Source organism: Streptomyces xylophagus (genome assembly GCF_000716435.1).
GTDB lineage: Bacteria > Actinomycetota > Actinomycetes > Streptomycetales > Streptomycetaceae > Streptomyces > Streptomyces xylophagus.
This window is the reverse complement of record NZ_JNWO01000043.1, coordinates 23350-41837: the sequence shown is the minus strand read 5'-3', so window position 1 is coordinate 41837 and position 18488 is coordinate 23350. Positions and strand designations below refer to the sequence as shown.

Here is an 18488-nt window from a genome sequence, read left to right as displayed (position 1 = left end):
GTCATCGTGGCCAACCTCAGCTTTACCCCGACGTTCCAGGACGTCCCCTGGGAGGACCGCAAGTCCAGGGTGACGGCGGCCGGGCCGGGCGGGTTCAACGGGAAGTTCAACGCGATCGCGAGCGACCTGCGCCAACTGTCCACCGTGGTGGCCGACATCGGCGCGGCGATCGATGCGTCCAACACCCCTCCACCCCCGCAGCAGCAGCGGCTCAGCTTCACGCCGGTCCTGCGAGCCGTCGGCTTGAGCGACCCCTGGAGCTATGACGCCGACGGGGTGGCCACGGCGACGATCAGCGAACCGCCCGATTCCGTTGTCGGCGTGACCAACCTGTCCCTGCCGGACGGGTTCCGGCTGACATCGCTGCGCGTCGTGGGCTCCATCAACGACAGTGGCCTGGCCACCAGCAGCAACGTCTCGTTGGCGCGCACGCCGCTCAGGCTCGTCGTCCCACCCGCGACCCCCGAGACGCTGGCCTTCACCCTCGTCAACGGCGACGGAGGCTTCGACTTCCAGATACCGGTCACCGCGTCGCGTGCCCTGATCGACACGACCGTCTTCCGCTACGTCTTCACGGCGGCCTTCAGCACCAGTGAGGCCGGCACCATGTCGATCGAGGCCGTCCATCTCACCCTCGCACCGCCGTCCTGACCGGGAAGGGACACCCATGACCAACCTCGGCTACACGCCCACCTTCGATCCCTTCGACTGGATCGACAACGCCGACCGCATCATCGGTGACGGCCCGCGGGGCTTCAACGTGCGGTTCGACGCCATCAGCAGCGACCTGCACCAGGCAGCCGCCGTGGTCAGCCAGATCAACGCCGAACTCGCCCAGACCGTCGGCGGCACGACCGATCGGCAACTGCTCACGCCCGGCCTCGACTTCGTCTCGGTCGCACGCGGAAGGTGGTTCTACGACAAGACCGGAGCGGTGACCCCGGACACCAGCACCGGGGCCATCGGAGTGATGGGCCTCAGCCTGCCGGCGAACGTCCGGCTGGTCTCACTCCGCGCCATGGGCCTGTACTCGGGCAGTTCTGTCACGCTCAGCATCGCCTTGACCCGAACCCCGCTGATCGATGCGAGGGTGACGCCACAAACGCTGGCCGAGATCAGCAGCGACACGTCCGCCCTGACCAACCCGTACGACGTCACGGTGCCCGTCGACGTCGCGCGTGGCGCGGTCGATACCGACAACTACCGGTACTGCGTCGTCGCCACGGTGAGCGCCGTTCCGAACGGTCTCGGCGCGACGACACTGGCGACCGTCCAACTCGCCTACACCGCGAGCTGAGCCGGCGCCATGCGGATCGAGTGCCACGTCCCCATCACCCTCCGGATCGTCGGGGTGCCCACCGACGACCAACTGGAGGCGGCGGGCCGGGCCTTGACCCGCGCGGTCGCGGCCCGCCTCACCGAGGCCGAACGCCTCCTGTCCGACTGGCACGGCCACCGCACCGCCCCGCCGACGAAGATCCGCGACCCGTACGACCCGGACCGCGAAGCCGCCGAGGGATACGCGATCCCCTCCTACGGCCACGACGGCGACCCGGTCGCGGTCCCGGTACGGAAGAGCGCGCCGGTGCCGTTCCGGCTGAGGGTGAAGCGGGTGATGTCGCCGCCGGAGCTGCTGCGCGAGTTCGTCCGGCAGTACTACGGGGCCACGGACGAACGGGAGGTGGACCGGCTGCTTCCGCTGTGGCACTGGCGGAACCCGCACGGCAGGTCGGCGACCGCCGCGGACGTCCGGCGCGGTTTCCTCCTGCTGCCCGTCACCGACGTCACGCGGACCGCGATGGACCGCCTGTCCGAGTCCGAGCGTGCCGAGATCAACGCGGCGGCGGACGCGAGGTTCTGGCGGGACAACGCGCTCGCGCCGGACACGAGGCTCGGCACCGGCCCGGAGGACGAAGCCCTGCGAGCCCGCTGGCGCGCGGCACGGGCCGACGCCCTGCACGAGCACGAGCTGCGCCGGGACATCTCCGCCCTGCCCGAGGACGTCAGGAAGATCCTCTTCGCGGGCGGCCGCCCGTTGACCCCGAAGGACTACGCCACCGTGCTCCGCCTCGCACGGAAACTGACCGCAATGACGGCGGCCCAGCGCACGGACTACCTCGCCAAGGTCGCCTCGACGACGACCAGTTGGGCCGAACTCGACGCCTCCGTCGAGCGCTACCTGGCCGCCGAGCGGAAACACCGGTCCGACGCGCGCCGCACCGACGCGGCGGCGAGCACGCTCTTCGGCTGCGAGGACCTGTACCTCCTTTGGGCCCGCAGGAACGAGCTGCGGGCGAGCACCGCGTACGCCGACGACGCCGCGGCCGCCGTCGAGGTCGCCGCCCGCGTCGGCGAACTGATCGATGTCGAGGCCCAGTTGACGGCATCCCTGGCACGCCACGGGTTCGCCCACGAGCGGGCGTTCGTCGACGCGATGGAGACCTACCGGCTCCGCTTCCGGACCGAGGCGGCCGCCCTCGGGATCGACATCCTCGCCCGCTACGACCACACCCTCCACGAGGAACGGAACAGGCTTCAGGATCTCCGCTACGTCGAGCGGATGCTCGCGGGCATCGCGAACACCACGGCGGCCGGCGACTACGCGAACGCCGCCGCGCAGCGGTCGCTGGCGGAGAGCCTGCTGGAGCAGGCCGAGGCGCTGCCCGTCCGGCAGTTGAAGGCCAACTCGGAGGAGGTCGAGCGCCACATCGCGGCAGCCGACACATCCTGGGCCTCGGCCGAACAGGCGGTGGTGACCGGCTCCGGCGGCGACCCGCTGGTGGACCCCCGGAAACTCGGCCGGGGCACCGGCCGCAGGAAGCTCACCGGCCTCGACGCGCCCGCCGCCCAGCGGTACCTGCTCGACATCGTCCAGGAGCGGCTGTCGGACACGGCGACGGCCCGTGGCGAGTTCACGCCGGGGGAGTCCGAACGCGTCTTCAGCGAGCCGAATCTCGTCAAGGCGGCGAAGAGACTTCAGGGCGTGCAGGACGACACGATCTATGCCTGGATCATCCGCGACCACAAGCCTTCGACGCACGTCTTCTCCGCCATCGTCACGGGCACCCTCGCCCTGGCTCTCGCGGTGTTCGTGCCCGGCGGCGGATGGGTCGCCGCGGGCGTGCTGCTGGCGAACACCCTGGTGAGCACCTACCAGGTCGTGGAGGCGATCGACGAGTACCGCCAACAGGCCGTCGAATACCGGCTGTTGTTCCTCGACGACGAGCCGTCGCTCGTCTGGGTCGGGATCGCCGTCGCGGCGGCGGCGCTCGACCTCAACAGCACGGTGGCCGCGCTGCTGAAGGCGTCGGCGAAAGGCCTCGCCTCGCTGGAGGCGCCGCTGCGCGAGTTCGCCGCCGCCACGGACGCCGAGTCCGCCGCGGCACGATTCAGGACGCTCACCGCGAGGATCGACGCGGCCGAAGGACTACGACCGGAGGTGAAGGCGGCGCTCCAGGCTCACGCGGCGGCAGCGCTCGACCTCAAGCGGGCGGCCGGCCAGGCACTCGGCCGGGCTTTCGCGGGAGGTGACCCGACGGCGCTGTTCAAGGGCCTGTACTACGCGGTCAGGACGGGTGCGACGAGGTTCACCCAACTCCGCAAGGACGCTCAACTCCTCGCGCTCATGGGCGAGGTGACGGGACTGACCGGCGCCGAGCGCGCCGGACTCGAAGTCGCCTTCCAGCGGGTCAGGGAGGTCGTCGAACTCGGCGCGACGGCCAGGATGGACGAGGCCACCGTCATGCGGTACGTCGACCGGCTCGCCGCCCAACGATCGGCCGGCGAGGGCGCGTTCGAGGACATCCTGACGGAGGTGCGGGCCTGGCGCCCGCCGACGCAGATCGGGACCGAGGGGAAGGCGGCGGAGTCCATCGGCGGCCAAGTGGGCTCTCCTGGAGGGGAGTTGAGGACTGGGGGCGTCCCGGAACACCCGGCGGCTGCCCCAGCCCCCCACCCGAGCGGCGACGCCGCACCCCGCTGGCAGACCCGACAGCAACTCGAAGAGGCCGCCGCGACGGACCCGGAGGCAGGGCAGGCCAGAAGCTGGTACGAGCACGCGAGCGACGAGCAACTGCACGCCCGCGAGGCCCAGGACCCGGTCGCGAGGGAGTACCTCGACGAACGCTGGGGCGGACGGCGCAGACCCCTCCAGCCCCAACGGCCGACCGACCCCGCGATGCAGGACAGCCTCCGCGCGGACCTGGGCGAGGCACGCGCCGCCGTCGAGGCCGAGCGGCGCCGCCTGGAGGAGGCGGGTCTGCGCGAACCCTCGACCCGGGAGCGCGCCGGCTGGGAGAACCGTAAGACTCCGGCGGGCGAGCAGAGCGTGCCACCGACCGCCAAGGCGGCGGCCGGCTACGAGGGGACGGTCGCGGTCGCCCGGTCGGACATCCCCGCGCTGAGCGGCGAACGCTTCTCCGGAGGATCGCCCAGAGCCCTGGGTTCGTACGACCCCGCACACGAGATCAGGCCGCCGGAAGGCGTCGTGGTCCCCCAGGCCCACGGGCACGCGGAGCAGGCACTCGGCCAGCAACTGGACGCCCGTCTGTCCCGCCTGACGACCGCCGAACGCGAGGCCGCGCGCGGAAGGACCGTGTACATCCGCGTCGACCAGGAGGTCTGCTCGATCTGCGCGGCGGGGCTGGGCGGCGGCTCCCGGGCCGGGGTGCTGAGCCGGCTCAGCGCACTCCATCCGGACATCGTGTTCGAGATCACGGCGGACGACACGAGTGCGGTCTATCGCCTGATCGCCGGAAGCCGAGTGCGCTGAACACCGGACCGAGCGCGAGATTCCGATGTCGTCCCCACCCCGGAGGTCGAAGGCCATGCGACGGCGTTACCACCTGCCCACGGACATCACGGTGCCGGACGGCCTGTCGGCCGAGGACGGCCGACGGCTGAGCGCCACGGTCGTGGCCGCGATCCGCGGCGCGCTGCGCGACGCCGCACCGGGGGAGCCGGCGCCACCGCAGGCGAGCCCCCGTCCCCGGCCACGCGAGCGTGTCGCGGGCACCGACCGCGACAGCTACGCCGTACCCAGTTACGGCAAGAACGGCGACCCGGTCGGCATACCGGTCGTCTCCCCGTCCGGGGCAGCGGCCCCCGGTCCGCAGCTGTCGCCGCGCGATCCGGCTAATCCGCACAACACGCTCACGGCCGACGAGATGTACGACATCTGGCACAGGTACTGGACGGCACGCCTCAACCAGGCCATCAGACGCGCGGAGGAGATCAGGGAGAGCCTCCGGCGCGAGGATGCCAAGGCCTACCTCGACGCCATGCACAGGTTCGATCTCGGACGGCGGGACGCGCTCGGGCCCGCGTACCAGGAGGCCGTCGACGAGCGGGACCGCTGCGGTTTCATCCTCTCCGCGACCATCCGCGGCTGGCTCCTGCTCCAGGAACAGCGACACCGGCCGGTCACGTTCGACCAGGTGAACGCCCAGGCCTTCCGGACGGCGCGGGCGCACGAGTTCACACAGCACTGGATCGCTCCGTTCGTCGTCGCCGGCGCGGGGACGGTGTCCCCTCGCGCGGGACGCATCAGCCCCGCCCGGCCCGACGAGGTCCCCGACCCGCCGCAGCGCGCCGTAGCCGAAGCGGTGGTGCCAGAGGCGCCCCCCGCCGTCTCGACCGCCACCGCGTCCGCCCGACCCCTCCCACCGAGCGGACTCTCCGCGTGGACAAGGGCGTTGGCGCTCCGCCTCGGCATGGAGCGGGCGATGACGGGCGTGGACAACGCGCTGCCCGCGACCAGGGTGGCGGCATCCGCACCCGTCCCCGCCGAGGGCCCGTCGCCGAGCCCGCGACGGCCGCCCACGACGACACCGGAGCCGGTCCAGGAAGCCCAACAGCCGCTGGCCGTACGGCAATCGGCGCCCGCCGTACGGCGATTCGACCTGACGGTCGCCCCGCTCGGACCCGACGAGGCGTTCGCGCAGATCAGCGACGAACTGGCCATCGTGCCGTCGGCGACACCGAGCGGCACCGGCCCCGCCACCGCGGCCGTCGACGCCCGGGCCGCGGGGCTGATCGGGCCGCAGGGTGCGCCGGGCACGGTGGATCTCGCGGTGCAGCGGCACGCGGACGCGTCCGATGTCCGCGGCGCCTACGGAGTATCGGGCGGCCAGGTCCAGTCGGCGCACCTCGGCCCGACCTCCTTCCTGCGGGACGTGACCGGCTACAGCCGCGGCAACGCCCCCACCACGCTGCTCCCCACCTTCGTCCACGCGACCTTCGACCAGCACTGGAAGAACTGGGCGATGGCGCGACGCCGGGCCGGCGACACCCAGGTGACGGTCGAGGCGCTGTACGCCCAGATGCTCGTGGCGGTCGACCGGATCCCCCTGCTCACCCAGGCCACCCGGAACACCGTCGCCTGGGCCATCCACCGTGAACTCTTCTACGACCTGGGCCTCATGCCCGGCGACCTCCTCACGCTGCCCTACCCCAACGTGCCGCCGAGCCCGTGACCACGAGGCCACTTCGGGTCCGATGAGCGGAACGGCATATGACAGACCCCGTTCGGCCTCCTCACTCTGGTCACCTCGACACGGGGAAACGGGGACGGCGATGGCCTGGGACGAACTGACCGCGGCACCACGAAGACTCGACACGACAGAACAGGCACCGGCAGCACAGGCACCGGCAGGACAGCCCCCGGCGCTCGCCAGGCTGCGTCTGTTCGGCGCTTTCCGGCTGGAGGGCGCGGAGGGCGGCATCGCCGTCCCGGCGAACGAGCAGCGGCTGCTGGCCTACCTCGGGCTGCACCAGCGCGCGCCCCGCTCCGTGGTCGCCGGAACCCTGTGGCCCGACGTCACCGAGGAGCACGCGCAGGGCAGCCTGCGGACGACGCTCTGGCGGCTGCGCCGGGTGCGGTACCCGGCGGTGGGCAGCGACGGCGACACCCTGTACCTCGCGGACGGCGTGTCCGTCGACGTCGACGACTTCACCCGGGCCGCCCTGCGCCTCACCGGCTCCGCACACGATCCGGGCGACGCGCTGCCGCCGCTCGGCCTTTTGGCGCGAGGCGAACTCCTCCCCGGCTGGGACGAGGAGTGGATCTGCTCCGAACGGGAGCGACTGCGCCAACTCCGGCTGCACGCACTGGAGTTGCTGAGCGCCCGGCACACCCGGCGCGGCTGCTACGCACTCGCGCTGGAGGCCGCCCTCACCTGCGTCGCGATCGAACCCCTCCGCGAGAGCGCCCACTGCGCGGTGGTCACCGTCCACCTGGCCGAGAGCAATGTCGTAGAGGCGATCCGGCACTACGAGGCGTTCCGCCGCCTGCTCCGCGAGGAACTCGGCATCGAACCCTCGGCACGCTTCACCGGCATGATCCCGCGCCGGGCCGGGGGCGCGACGCGGACACCGTCGCCGATCGCCGAGACACCCGAACGGCACGACCGCTCCGCATAGCCGCACGACCGCTCCGCATACAGAATCCGGGCCCGGTGACATCGATGCCGACATCGACGTCACCGGGCCCGATCACGTTGACGCGGCGGTGACGTCCTGGTCACGGGGTGCCTGTCATCGTCCCCCTGACGCAGGACGCACAACGAGCGAATGCCCGCAGCGAACGTCCTTCAGGAACCGCGACCGGAACGACGACCCGAAAGGGGAATGCCGACATGGCCACATGCCGTGGCGTCGACGTCTCCGCCTACCAGACGCCCCAGAACTGGACCGCCCGCAAGGCCGAAGGCGTCGTCTTCGCCTTCGCCAAGGCCAGCGAGGGCGAGCACACCCACGACACCCGCTTCGGCCCGCACATCACCGCCGTCATCGCCGCCGGACTCGTCCCCGGCGCCTACCACTTCGGCTGGCCGAACCAGAGCGCCACCACCGAGGCGGCCAACTACGTGGCCGCCGTGAAACCCCACGCCCGCCCCGGCTTCGTCCACTGGCTCGACCTGGAACGCCGGTCCGACGGAGCGAACTACGCGGGCGTCACCGCGGCCGGGATCCTGTCCTACGCCAAGGCGTGGATCAGCGCGGTCAAGGCCGCGTTCCCCGGCCAGCGCGTCGGCGTCTACACCTCGGGCAGCGACCTGGCCGCGGGCCACGCGCCCGCGGACGTACCGCTGTGGTACCCGGCCTACCCCTGGTCCGGTGCCGCGACCTACGCACAGGCCGAGGCACACCCGCGGCCCGCCCCGGCCGGCCGTACGCCGCTGTTCTGGCAGTTCACCTCGACCCCGCTCGACCGATCCATCTGCTACCTGAGCGAGTCCGCGCTGCGCACGTGGGCCGCCGGAACGGAGACCGACATGCCGCTCACCGCCGACGACATCGCCAAGATCGCCACCGCTTCCGCGAAGGCGGTGCTGACGATGGACGGCCTCATCGCCGCCCCGGCCGACGCCCCCGACGCGAAGACCAACCCGTACTGGGAGCTGCAGTCCTACATCAAGGACACCAACATCCGGCTACGGGCCGTCCAGGCGACCGAGGCGGCACAGAGCGCGGCCATCGCCCAACTGGCCTCCGCCATCGCGACGTTCGACAAGAACATCGACCCCGCCGCCCTGGTCTCGTCCATCACCGCGGCGATCGAGACGGCCGTGGGCAAGGTCGTCGTCCACCTCGACACCGCCCCTTGACGGCACCGGGGACCGCGAGCCACAGAAGAAAGGCAGCACTCCCAGTGAACCTCTTCGTCAGCTTCATGCGCACGGTCGTACCGATAGTCGCCGGACTCCTCCTGACCCTCCTGATCCACATCGGCGTCACCTTCGACTCGGCCTCGGTGGCCAGCGTCGTCACCACCGTCCTGACGGGCGCCTACTACACCGTGTTCCGTCTCCTGGAGACCCTCGCGGCGAAAATCCACAACCGCCCGCTCGCGACCGTCGCCGGCATCCTGCTGGGCTGGGCGACCCCGCCGGACTACCCGGCGACGGCCGGCGCGGTGGTCCCCAGCGGGACGTGATGCACCTCGCCGAGCGGGTGCGAGGGCTTCCCGCTGGTCGGCGACGGCGACCCGCACGGCTTCGGCCGCCGCTTCTCCGTCGCCGAACTGCCGCACGGCAGGGCCGAGTTCGCCGGTCTCAGCCGGGCGCGGGCCTCGTCACGATCGGCTCGAGAAGCCGTCGGGGCGTGTTGATCGTGCCGGGGACGGGGTCGACTTCGTCACCGACCAGGAAAGCCCGTGCGCGAAAGAGGGTCGGGCCGCCTCGTCTTCGCCGCCGGCCCTTCCTGCTCTGGCCGAGATCGATCGGTGGCGGCCCGAGAGCCGGCGGGCCCGGTCCGTGTCGGCGTGCGGGTACGTCAGCCGATCGGTTCCGGGCCCCAGCGCTCGGGCCCCACTCCGCGCCAGTCGATCCACGGCGACTCCGGGACCTCCGCCGGGTCGATCTCCAGTCCGGCGCGGCGGAGGAACTCCGACACATCGGTCACGTTGTGGGCCAGCCCGAGGATCTCGCCGTCCACCCGCACACGCCGGCCGCCGGTGGGCGACGGCGGATGCACGGTCACACGGATCGGTCCGGACATGTCTTCAGAATCATCCGGGACATACGCCCCCGCATTCCGGCCCGTCATTGCTGAAGCCGCTCAATCCCGCCCCGGCGCAACCCGGTACGGCCCGGCCGCTCGGCGAGCCGGCGGCAGGTGGCACGCCACTTCTGCTGTGACTGGGTGAAGTCTCTGGGAAGCGATCGCATGCTCAAATTCAAGCATGTGTTCGATTCTTTAGACCAGGGCGACCCGAGCCCGCCCCTCAGGCGCTCATCGTGCTGCGGTCGGCCGCGTGCACGGGGCGAGGCGTCCCCGCGGATCACCCCACCTAAGTCATCTGACACATTCCGGCGAACGGCTTTCCAGGCACGGTGGAAGAAGTGAACTTCCTCTTCGACCTCAGCCAGGGAGACATCGTGCAGGCACTTCAGTACGCGGAGTACGGCGGCCCCGAGGTGTGGCCACCGCTGCACAACGCCCTCGACGGCTCGCCCCCACACCCGTCGGACGAACTGGCGCTCCTCGCAAGGGCGTTGAGCGACCCGGCCCACCACACCCCGCAGATCCTCGCCCGCGCCGACGCCGCCGTGGCCGCCCTCGACCACGAGGTCAGCCCCGCCCGTACCGTCCGTACGGCCATGGCCGTCGCCTACCTCGACCGGCTCTCCGCGTGCCGCGAGCCCCTTCAACGGGTGGTCCGGCACGGCAGGGAGGGCGGCGCGGTCACCTCGGCCATCGAGGCGCTGTTCCTGCTCGCGCAGGACGCCTTCCACACCGGCCGCTGGGACGAGGCGCGGCAACTGGCCGACGAGGGACTGGAGTTGTGCCGTACTCACGGCTACGACTTCCTCTCCTGGTCCGGCCGGCTCACCGGCGCCCTGCTGGCGGCGGCGCGCGGTGACTTCCAGGCGGCCACGGACACCGCCCGCGCCATGGACACCTGGGCCGCGCCCCGGCGGGCCGGGATCGTCACCGCGTACGCGTCCCACATCCGCTCTCTCACGGCCCTGGGCCGCGGCGAGTTCGACACCGCCTTCCGCGAAGCCTCGGCCGTGAGCCCCGCGGGCACCTTCGCCCCGTACGCACCGCACGCGCTGTGGGTGTTCCACGACCTGATCGAGGCGGCCGTCCACACCGGCCGTGACACGGAGGCGGTGGCCCATCTCGCCGCCGCCCGCGAGTGCCACCTGGACAGCCTCTCCCCAAGGCTGCGCCTCGTCGTCCTGGCGGGCGAGGCACTCACGACGCCGAGCGCCTCCGCGGATCTGGCCCTGGAAGAGGCGATCACGGCTCCCGAAACCGGCCAACACCCCTTCGAACTGGCCCGAGTTCAGCTCGGCCACGGCTCCCACCTGCGCCGCGTCAAGCGGATCACCGACGCCCGCCGTCATCTGTCCGAGGCGGCCGAGATTTTCCGACGCCTGGGCGCCACTCCCTGGACGACCCGCGCCGACCGCGAACTGCGCGCCACCGGCATCACCGTCTCCACCACCGCCGACACCGGCCTGGCCGCCCTGACCCCGCAGCAACGCCAGATCGCCCAACTCGCGGCGGCCGGCCACACCAACAAGGAGATCGCCGCGCGCCTCTTCCTCTCCCCGCGCACGGTCTCCGCCCACCTCTACCAGGTCTTCCCGAAACTCGGCATCACCTCCCGAGCGGCCCTCCGCGACGCCCTGGGCAACCAGCCTTCGGAGTAGGCACCAAGGCCCCCGGGCCGCGGCAGGCGTTCTCCGAGATCGAGCTGAGTTCACTGCGACGGCGGCTTCAGCGCGCCGAGCTGCAACAGCATCGCCAAGTCGTCGCGCACCGCCCAGCGTTCGACGATCCGCCCATCGACCAGCCGGTAGGCGAACGCGGCGTCTCGCCGGTAGGTCCCGCTCGGCACGTCGAAACCCCGGAACGTCCCGCCGGGCCACTCGTGCTCCCGCACACCGAACTGGACGACCAGATCGCCCTCCGCGACGACGTGCGACTCCACCCAGCGGGCCGGATGCCGGTCACGGCGGGCCCGCAACAGAAACTGCCGCGTGCCCTCGACACCGGTCGGCATGCCGGGCGCCAACGCGTGGTTGACCATGTCGGGCGTGCACAGGGCATCCAGCCGACCGAGATCGCCGCCACCGTTGCCCAACTCGTCAAACTCGCGAACGACCGCCTTGTTGCGCTCTGCATCCACCCTGCCGAGTCTTCAGTACCGCCCGGCAGAGCACAACGCGACCGCCCGTGCACCGCATGCTCGCGAGGGCCGCGCGTAATTCGGTGGCGTCCCGGCCCGTGCACCTTCTGTGGTCAGTGCCGTTGGAGCGGCAACCGTGCGTTGCCGCCGGTGACTTGGCTTGTGCTGTGGGAGGTGTGACCGATGGCTGTCGTTGAGTTGGGCGCTGCCCGCATCCGGAAGTTCATCAAGTCCACTCCAGTGGTCGCCGGGGGTGCGTTGGTTGCCGTCGAGGCGACCTGGATTTCCGGGGTTGTTGTCCTGGGGGCGTGCTCCCCGACGGTTGGGCCGGGGAGCACGCTGCCGCTACTTGACGGCGGCCTTGCTCTGCACGATGTACGCCGGGCCCGAGGCCGGCTTGATGATGGTGGAGGTCGTGCCCACCGTGGCGTTGCGGACGGTCAGGCCCGTTTTCGCGGTGATGTTCACCGCGGTCAGGGTCAGTCCGGTGATGGGCTGTTCCGGTACGCCCACGATCTGGCCGGCCGTGGTGGCGCCGGTCGCCGTGATGTTGGCGATGGTGATGTCGTGGTAGTTCGGTGTGGTGCCGGTGACCGTCTGGGCGGCGTCGCCGTCCGCGGGGATCGAGGGGTAGTACCCGGTGATCTGGATCGGGGTCGTCACGTCGGTCATCTTCAGGTTCTTGTAGGTGACGGCGTGGATCTCACCGGCCCGGCCTCGCGCGGACTTGATCCGGACTCCGGCGGTGGTGCCCTTGAGGGTGTTGTCGTGGATGTCGATGTCGTAGATGCCGCCTGCCGTGTAGCTGCCGATGGACAGGCCGTGGCCGTGCAGGATCGTGCAGCCGCTCAGTGAGATGTCGTGAGACGGGCCGCCCTCCGCCGAGGAGTTGATGGCGATGTCGTCGTCGCCGGTGTCGATCGTGCTGTTGGTCACGGCGACGCCGGAGGACGACCACACGTCGATGCCGTCGGTGTTGGGGGCGTCCGCCGGTGCCTGGACGGTGATGCCGTCGATGGCGGACTTGGTGACCTTCTTGACGGTGATGTTGACGTTGGGGGCGTTCTTCAGCGTGATTCCGGTGATCTTCACGTTCGAGGCGTTGCTGAGGGAGACCAGGCCGGGGCGCGAGGAAAGTGTCTTACCCGCGGCCTTCTCCTGGTTGATCAGGGTCCACCACGGGGAGCCCTGGCCGTCGATCGTGCCCGCACCGGTGATCGTCAGGTTGTTCACCCCGGAGCCGCCGAGGAGCGGGGTCAGCTTGCCGCCGGACAGCGGGTAGTCCGCCGCGTCCTGGGAGGCCAACAGGGTTGCTCCGGAGTCGAGTTGGAGCGTCATGTCGGCGGCCAGGGTCAGGGCGCCCGAGAGGTACTTGCCTGCCGTGAGTTCGACTGTGCCCTTGCCCGCGCAGGCGTTGATCGCCTTCTGCAGGGCCGCGGTGTCCTTCGCCGTGCCGTCGGCCTTCGCGCCGTAGGCGATGGGCTTGCAGACCGTGCCGGACGCCGGGCTCGTCGTGGTGGCGGCGGTGGTCGGGTTCCAACCGTCCGAGCCGGCCAGGTACTTCTGCGGGGTGTAGTCGGCCGCCTGGGAGTCGGTCAGTTGGGGGCGGGCGGTGTTGACCGTCGCGCCGGCTCCGGTGTTCTTGTACTCACTGAATCGTGCCTTCGTCCAGACGGCACCGGACATGTCGCTCCACGGCTCGGCCGTCTTGACGAACGACCCGAGGGTGGACTCCCGGTAGAGCACCTGCGCGTCCTGGCGCCACGGGCGACCGAGGCTGCTCGTGCCCGCCGCTCCGGCTCCGGTGATGTTCGACTTGTAGAAGAGATAGCCGTAGCGACGGGTCGCCGGGGTGCTGGCCGCGGTGAGATATCCCCCACTGCCCAGTTGGTGGATGTCGCTGCGGTCGAAGACCGCGATGCCGCCGCCGAAGATGAAGTCGACGGTGCCTTCCACATAGGACTTCAGGACGTACGCCCGCGCGGAGTCGTTGACGAGCAGAGTGTCCTGGTGGCCCAGGAGCCGCACGTCGGTGAGGACCGCGCGGTCGGCGGACAGGCTCAGGGCGACTGCCTGGCTCGGACTGGCCGCGTAGTCGTAGTCGTTGGAGATCGTCAGGTTCGACGCGGAGAAGTCGTGTCCGTCGACGAAGGCGGTCGCGCTGCCGAAGGTGCCGTACGTCGTGCCGTCCGACTTCTTGGTGCTCGCCCCGTGATTCTGCACGAGTACGACGTCGGCGGCGCTGGCACCGAGGCCCTTCAGGGTGACGTAGGGCTTGTTGCCGGGGATGGTGAAGACGCCCCGGTAGGTGCCCTTCTTGACGGCGATGGTCACCGGCTTGGTGTTGTTCGCCGGGACCTTGTCGATCGCCGCCTGGACCGTGGTGACGTCGCCGGAACCGTCCGCGGCCACCGTGATCGTCGTGCCGGAGGCCGTGCTCGCGGTCGGGCTCGCGCTCGCCGCGGCCGAGTTGGTGCCGGCCGGGGTGAGTGTCCAGCGCTTGTTGCTGTTGGTGGTGCAGGTCTCCTGGATGACGGCGGCACCGGCCGCGGTGCTCGCCTTCGCATCGCTGACGCACAGACCGCTGTTGACGTTGACGATCTGGAAGGTGTCGTCGCGCGCCGGCTTCAGCGTCCAGAGCTGGTTGGCCTGGTCGGTCCCGCAGCCCCACTGCTGGAGCCGGACCCCGTCGGCGGTGGAGGCGCCGGGAACGTCGAGGCAGAGCCCGCTCGCGGCGGACCTGATGGCGAACCTGCCCGATCCCCGGTCGACCAGGGTCCACTGCTGGTTGGCCTGCCCCTGGCCGCAGCCCCACTGCTGGATCAGCGCGCCGCTGGAGCCGCTGCTGCCGGCCAGATCCATGCACAGCCCGCTCCTGGCGACCGTGAGCGTGTAGGTGCCGGCCTTCGCTTCGGCCGTCTGCCCACTGGTTCCCGTGACGACGGTGGCCGCCGTCGCGACACCGCCCACGACGACGAGTGCCGCCCCGCCGGCCGCCGCGATGCGCCACTGGGCCCGCTTGCTCCGGGCCCGTCTGCCACGTCTGAGGTACATGCCGTTCCTTTCTCCGCTGTCACCACGGAGACGACGCACCTCGGCGGGCCATAACAAGTTCGGCACCACGAATTTCCCGCGGACTTCCTTCAGCGGTGCGAACGGGGCTGTCCCTGCCCGATCTTGGTCCGTTCGCACGCCTGTGCCATCATGACCGCCTCCATCTGAGGGATCACTCTGTGAGGGCGCATTGCGCGAGGTTCCGGCACGACCCAGCACCGACACGGCGGCCCGTCCGCCCGGAGCCGACCCGTCCGTGACCGCCCTGGTCGACGCGGCACGATCCGGTGACGCCGACGCGCGGGCCGCCCTGTTCGGCGAGTATCTGCCGCTGATCTACAACATCGTCGGGCGCGGCCTGCACGGGCACGCGGACGTCGACGACGTCGTGCAGGAGACCATGCTGCGCGCCATGCGGGCCCTGCCCGAACTGCGCGACCCCGAGCGGTTCCGGTCCTGGATCGTGGCCATCGCGATCCGGCAGATGCACGACCACAGACGCCGGAACAAGACCGCGCTCGCCCGCCACACGCACGTGGCCGACGCGTCCGAGGTCCCCGACCCCGTCGGCGACTTCGCCGAACTCGCCGTCGACCGCCAGACGTTGTCGCGGGCCGGCAGCGATCTGCTGGAAGCCAGCCGGTGGCTCAGTGACGAGCAGCGCCGGACGCTGGCGCTGTGGTGGCAGGAGACAGCAGGGCAGTTGACCCGCGCCGAGGTCGCCGAAGCGCTGCACCTGAGCGTCCCGCACACCGCCGTACGCATCCAGCGGATGAAGGCCAGGCTCGAAGTCGCGGTCGGGGTGCTCGCCGCCTGGCGGGCCCGGCCGCGGTGCGCCGAACTCGACACCCTCGCGGGCGGACGCCGGCGCGTGCCCGAAGGGCGGCGGCTGGTCAGGCTGGAGCGTCATGTGGCGCAGTGCCCGCAGTGCGGGGCGGCGGTCGCCCGGCGGTCGATCGACGACCTGCCGATCCGGATCGGCGCCCTCGCCGTCCCGGCCGCGCTGGTGGTGGCCATCCCGGGCCTCGTGACGCAGCACACCGCGACGCCCGGGCTGGTGTCCTCGCTGCTGAACACCCTGCACCACGGACTGGCCCGCATCTCGGCGAAGTCGGCGACCGTGGCCGTCGGCACCACCGCGACACTCGCCGTCGTCATCGTTGTGACGGTCCATCAACTACCGCCGCACGCGCACGGATCCGGCCCGACACCGGGCCCGGACCGCACCGTCGGAGCTCCACACCAGCCGGGTACGACACCGTCCGCCACCCCGACGACCGCGCACCCGTCGTACTCCGGCGTCGCCATCGCCGACTACTACGTCGCCCCCACCGGCGACGACACCAACCCCGGCACACTCGCCCGGCCCTTCGCCATGCTGACCCGGGCCGTCGCCAAGGCCCGCCCGGGCCAGACGGTCGCCGTCCGCGGCGGCACCTACCACCCCGCGACGACGATCACCCTCACGTCCTCCGGCACCGCCGGGCACCGGATCACGGTGAGCAACTACCGCGACGAGAAACCCGTGTTCGACGGAACGCGCATCCCGGCCGGCGCCCCGCTCATCGCGCAGAGCGGCGGACACGTCACCGTGCAGGGCATCGAGATCGTCGGTTCCCCGGGGAACGGGTACGTCTGCACGTCCTGCCACGACGACGTCCTCGCCCGGCTCGGCGTGCACGGTAACGCCCGCACGGGACTCGTGCTCCACGGCGCAGGCACCCACGACAACCTGGTCCTCGACAGCGACTTCTACGACAACCACGAGACCGGATCCACCGGCGGATACGTCGACGGCCTGATCCTCAACGACGGCTCCGGCAGCGGAAACCGGGTCCGGGGATGCCGGATCTACGACAACTCGGGCGACGGCCTGGACCTCAGCGGCTTCGGCGACGCCGTGACCGTGGAGCACAGTTGGGCCTTCGGCAACGGCGTGAACCGCTGGGGCATCGCCACCTTCTCCAGCGGAGGCAGCGGCTTCAAACTCGGCGGCGACGCGGGACTTCAGGTGGCACCCGTCGTCACGAACAGCGCCGCCTGGGACAACGCGGGCTTCGGATTCACCGAGACCGGCAGCTCGGGAACACCCCGGCTGACCAACGACACCGCCTACCGCAACGGCGCGGCCGGCTTCGCCTTCGTCCACTCCGCCGCGAACCTCCAGCGCAACCTCGCGCTGGCGAACCACCCCGACGACTGGCTCGGCGGCCGGGCCCAGCACACCGGCAACTCATGGGACCAGTCCGGCTGGACGAAGGCGGCACTGCACACGGCCAACGCCGACTCGGCCACCGCCCCACGCCGCCACGACGGACAACTGCCCGTCACGTCCTTCCTCAGCAACAGCGAAGACCCGTCCGTCGGGGCCACGTTGACACCCTGATCACCGCCGTGTGGCGGCGCGGACATTACCGAGGGGCGTCGGGTCAAGGGGACCGGTACTCCAGCCGTTGAGCGACCGTGTGGAGCACTACTACCCGATGGGCTCGGGCCACTCGGATCACGCTGAACAGTGCGCGGTCGGTGCCGCTGACCACCTTGGTGAAGGCGGCTGGATCCAGAAGGCGGGCGGAGGAGACCTTCAGAGTGAGAAAGGGCTGACCTTTCTCGATGAGCACCAGCTCCGCCCATCGGCTCAGCTGGTCCGCCTGGCGACGCCGCCACGAGGCGCGATCACGGGCCAGTCAATACTGGACGCGTACAGCTCGTAGGGGAGTTACTGCCGACCGGGGCGGTGACGAGGACGTTAGCTCGCGTTCATTCCTTTCCTCCAAGATGCCGTGGCCTGGCCGATCTACTGACCGGTCTCGGTGGCCTGGTGGCCTGGTGGCGTGGGCGCAGGGCGGCCGCGGCCCGACAGGAAGACGTGGACATGTTGCGCCATGGTGCGCGGCAATTCGCTGGCATCGCTGCCTGCACATCTCTAAGGTCGGTGTTGTTCGAGCGGTCACCCCTGTGGTGCCGTGCGTGACTTGAGCGTGCCGTGGGAGGTGTGACCGATGGCTGTCTCTGTGATGGGCGTTGCCTGCATCCGGAAGTTCATGAAGTCCACTCCCGTGGTCTCCGGCTGACCTCTCTCCTTTTCCGCGTCTGTGTGCGCGGTGCCGGGGCCACCCTTGTGAAGGGTCACCCCTTGTCTTTCTCTTCTCTCCCGGGTCCGCTCTCGTCTTCCGTGTATCCGTCCTAGCCGTACGGCTAGGACGCGGACTGGGAGGCCGAGTTCGCCCCGTTTGCCGAGCGGGGTCTCCTGCCCGGTCGTGTCGTACGGGTCGACCGTGGCCTGTGCGACGTCGTCACTCCGTCCGGCACCGTCCGTGCCGACACCGAGTTCGTCGTGCCCCGGGACCCGATGAAGGTCGTGTGCACGGGCGACTGGGTCGCAGTCGACCCCGAAGGCGGCAAACCGCGCTATGTACGAGCGCTCCTGCCCCGTTGCACGGCCTTCGTGCGCTCCACGTCCTCCAATCGCTCCGAGGGTCAAGTCCTGGCCACTAACATCGATCACGTCGTCATCTGTGTGTCGCTCGCGGCCGAACTGGACCTCGGGCGGATCGAGCGGTTCCTGGCCGTGGCCACGTCCTGTTCGAGTGGTGAGGCACTGCTGCATAACGCGGCGGACTCCTGGGAGAGGGGCGTGACTCCGCAGCCTTGAAGGACGATTGGGCTTCTTCGGCCCCTGCGAGGTGTCGATCACCTAAGAAAGCAGCCGTATCCAATGGACGATCCGGCCGGTGTTTTCCTGCCACTCACCCTCCGCCAGGGCGGCAAACTGCCTTCCTGCTGTTCCTTA

12 protein-coding genes and 2 pseudogenes are annotated in these 18488 nt (G+C 70.6%); 11 read left to right on the top strand and 3 right to left on the bottom strand.

Annotation, left to right across the window (positions count from 1 at the left end):
* Positions 1-6: 6 nt before the first annotated feature.
* From OO70_RS47500 to OO70_RS47470, 7 genes are all read left to right on the top strand, one after another.
* On the top strand, positions 7-651 hold the full coding sequence (locus OO70_RS47500) for a hypothetical protein (RefSeq protein WP_043686909.1): 645 nt from the start codon (positions 7-9) through the stop codon (positions 649-651).
* A gap of 16 nt (positions 652-667) precedes the next feature.
* Positions 668-1297: a hypothetical protein gene (locus OO70_RS47495; protein ID WP_043686907.1), complete on the top strand. Its 630-nt coding sequence runs from the start codon at positions 668-670 to the stop codon at positions 1295-1297.
* 9 nt (positions 1298-1306) lie between these two features.
* Complete coding sequence (locus OO70_RS47490; RefSeq protein ID WP_043686905.1) at positions 1307-4771, top strand: hypothetical protein; 3465 nt, start codon at positions 1307-1309, stop codon at positions 4769-4771.
* A 55-nt stretch (positions 4772-4826) separates the two neighbouring features.
* A complete protein-coding gene (locus OO70_RS47485; RefSeq protein ID WP_043686903.1) occupies positions 4827-6473 on the top strand; it encodes a hypothetical protein in 1647 nt (548 codons plus the stop codon).
* A gap of 100 nt (positions 6474-6573) precedes the next feature.
* Positions 6574-7419, top strand: coding sequence for an AfsR/SARP family transcriptional regulator (locus OO70_RS47480; RefSeq protein WP_078651863.1), 846 nt, complete (start codon positions 6574-6576; stop codon positions 7417-7419).
* Positions 7420-7634: 215 nt separating this feature from the next.
* Positions 7635-8606 (top strand): glycoside hydrolase family 25 protein, encoded by a 972-nt coding sequence (locus tag OO70_RS54260; protein ID WP_051742361.1) that lies wholly within the window; start codon positions 7635-7637, stop codon positions 8604-8606.
* Positions 8607-8650: 44 nt separating this feature from the next.
* Positions 8651-8935: a hypothetical protein gene (locus tag OO70_RS47470; RefSeq protein WP_051742359.1), complete on the top strand. Its 285-nt coding sequence runs from the start codon at positions 8651-8653 to the stop codon at positions 8933-8935.
* 338 nt (positions 8936-9273) lie between these two features.
* On the opposite strand, the gene OO70_RS47465 is transcribed toward OO70_RS47470, so the two are convergent.
* Positions 9274-9498, bottom strand: coding sequence for a hypothetical protein (locus OO70_RS47465; protein WP_043686901.1), 225 nt, complete (start codon positions 9496-9498; stop codon positions 9274-9276).
* Positions 9499-9842: 344 nt separating this feature from the next.
* Here OO70_RS47465 and OO70_RS47460 point away from each other — a divergent pair, with 344 nt between their 5' ends.
* Positions 9843-11162, top strand: coding sequence for a LuxR C-terminal-related transcriptional regulator (locus tag OO70_RS47460; protein WP_051742357.1), 1320 nt, complete (start codon positions 9843-9845; stop codon positions 11160-11162).
* Between the two features lie 50 nt (positions 11163-11212).
* On the opposite strand, the gene OO70_RS47455 is transcribed toward OO70_RS47460, so the two are convergent.
* Both OO70_RS47455 and OO70_RS55060 read right to left on the bottom strand, forming a co-directional pair.
* On the bottom strand, positions 11213-11641 hold the full coding sequence (locus tag OO70_RS47455; protein ID WP_043686899.1) for an ester cyclase: 429 nt from the start codon (positions 11639-11641) through the stop codon (positions 11213-11215).
* Positions 11642-11986: 345 nt separating this feature from the next.
* Positions 11987-14695 carry a pectinesterase family protein gene (locus OO70_RS55060; RefSeq protein ID WP_063749786.1) on the bottom strand — a complete coding sequence of 903 codons (2709 nt, stop codon included), beginning with the start codon at positions 14693-14695 and terminating at the stop codon, positions 11987-11989.
* A gap of 256 nt (positions 14696-14951) precedes the next feature.
* Here OO70_RS55060 and OO70_RS51570 point away from each other — a divergent pair, with 256 nt between their 5' ends.
* The 3 genes and pseudogenes from OO70_RS51570 to OO70_RS47430 all read left to right on the top strand — a co-directional run.
* Positions 14952-17081 carry a sigma-70 family RNA polymerase sigma factor gene (locus OO70_RS51570; protein WP_051742355.1) on the top strand — a complete coding sequence of 710 codons (2130 nt, stop codon included), beginning with the start codon at positions 14952-14954 and terminating at the stop codon, positions 17079-17081.
* Positions 17082-17209: 128 nt separating this feature from the next.
* Positions 17210-17350 (top strand): annotated as a pseudogene (locus OO70_RS57155) (IS701 family transposase); the annotation flags it as partial.
* Positions 17351-17870: 520 nt separating this feature from the next.
* Positions 17871-18341, top strand: a pseudogene (locus OO70_RS47430) (ribosome small subunit-dependent GTPase A); the annotation flags it as partial.
* Positions 18342-18488 lie beyond the last annotated feature (147 nt).

Excerpts from the sequence above, each read along its gene's own strand:
- OO70_RS47495 (WP_043686907.1), top strand. The coding sequence starts at position 668 with ATGACCAACCTCGGCTACACGCCCACCTTCGATCCCTTCGACTGGATC.
- OO70_RS47490 (WP_043686905.1), top strand. The coding sequence starts at position 1,307 with ATGCGGATCGAGTGCCACGTCCCCATCACCCTCCGGATCGTCGGGGTG.
- OO70_RS47485 (WP_043686903.1), top strand. The coding sequence starts at position 4,827 with ATGCGACGGCGTTACCACCTGCCCACGGACATCACGGTGCCGGACGGC.
- OO70_RS47480 (WP_078651863.1), top strand. The coding sequence starts at position 6,574 with ATGGCCTGGGACGAACTGACCGCGGCACCACGAAGACTCGACACGACA.
- OO70_RS54260 (WP_051742361.1), top strand. The coding sequence starts at position 7,635 with ATGGCCACATGCCGTGGCGTCGACGTCTCCGCCTACCAGACGCCCCAG.
- OO70_RS47465 (WP_043686901.1), bottom strand. The coding sequence starts at position 9,498 with ATGTCCGGACCGATCCGTGTGACCGTGCATCCGCCGTCGCCCACCGGC.
- OO70_RS55060 (WP_063749786.1), bottom strand. The coding sequence starts at position 14,695 with ATGTACCTCAGACGTGGCAGACGGGCCCGGAGCAAGCGGGCCCAGTGG.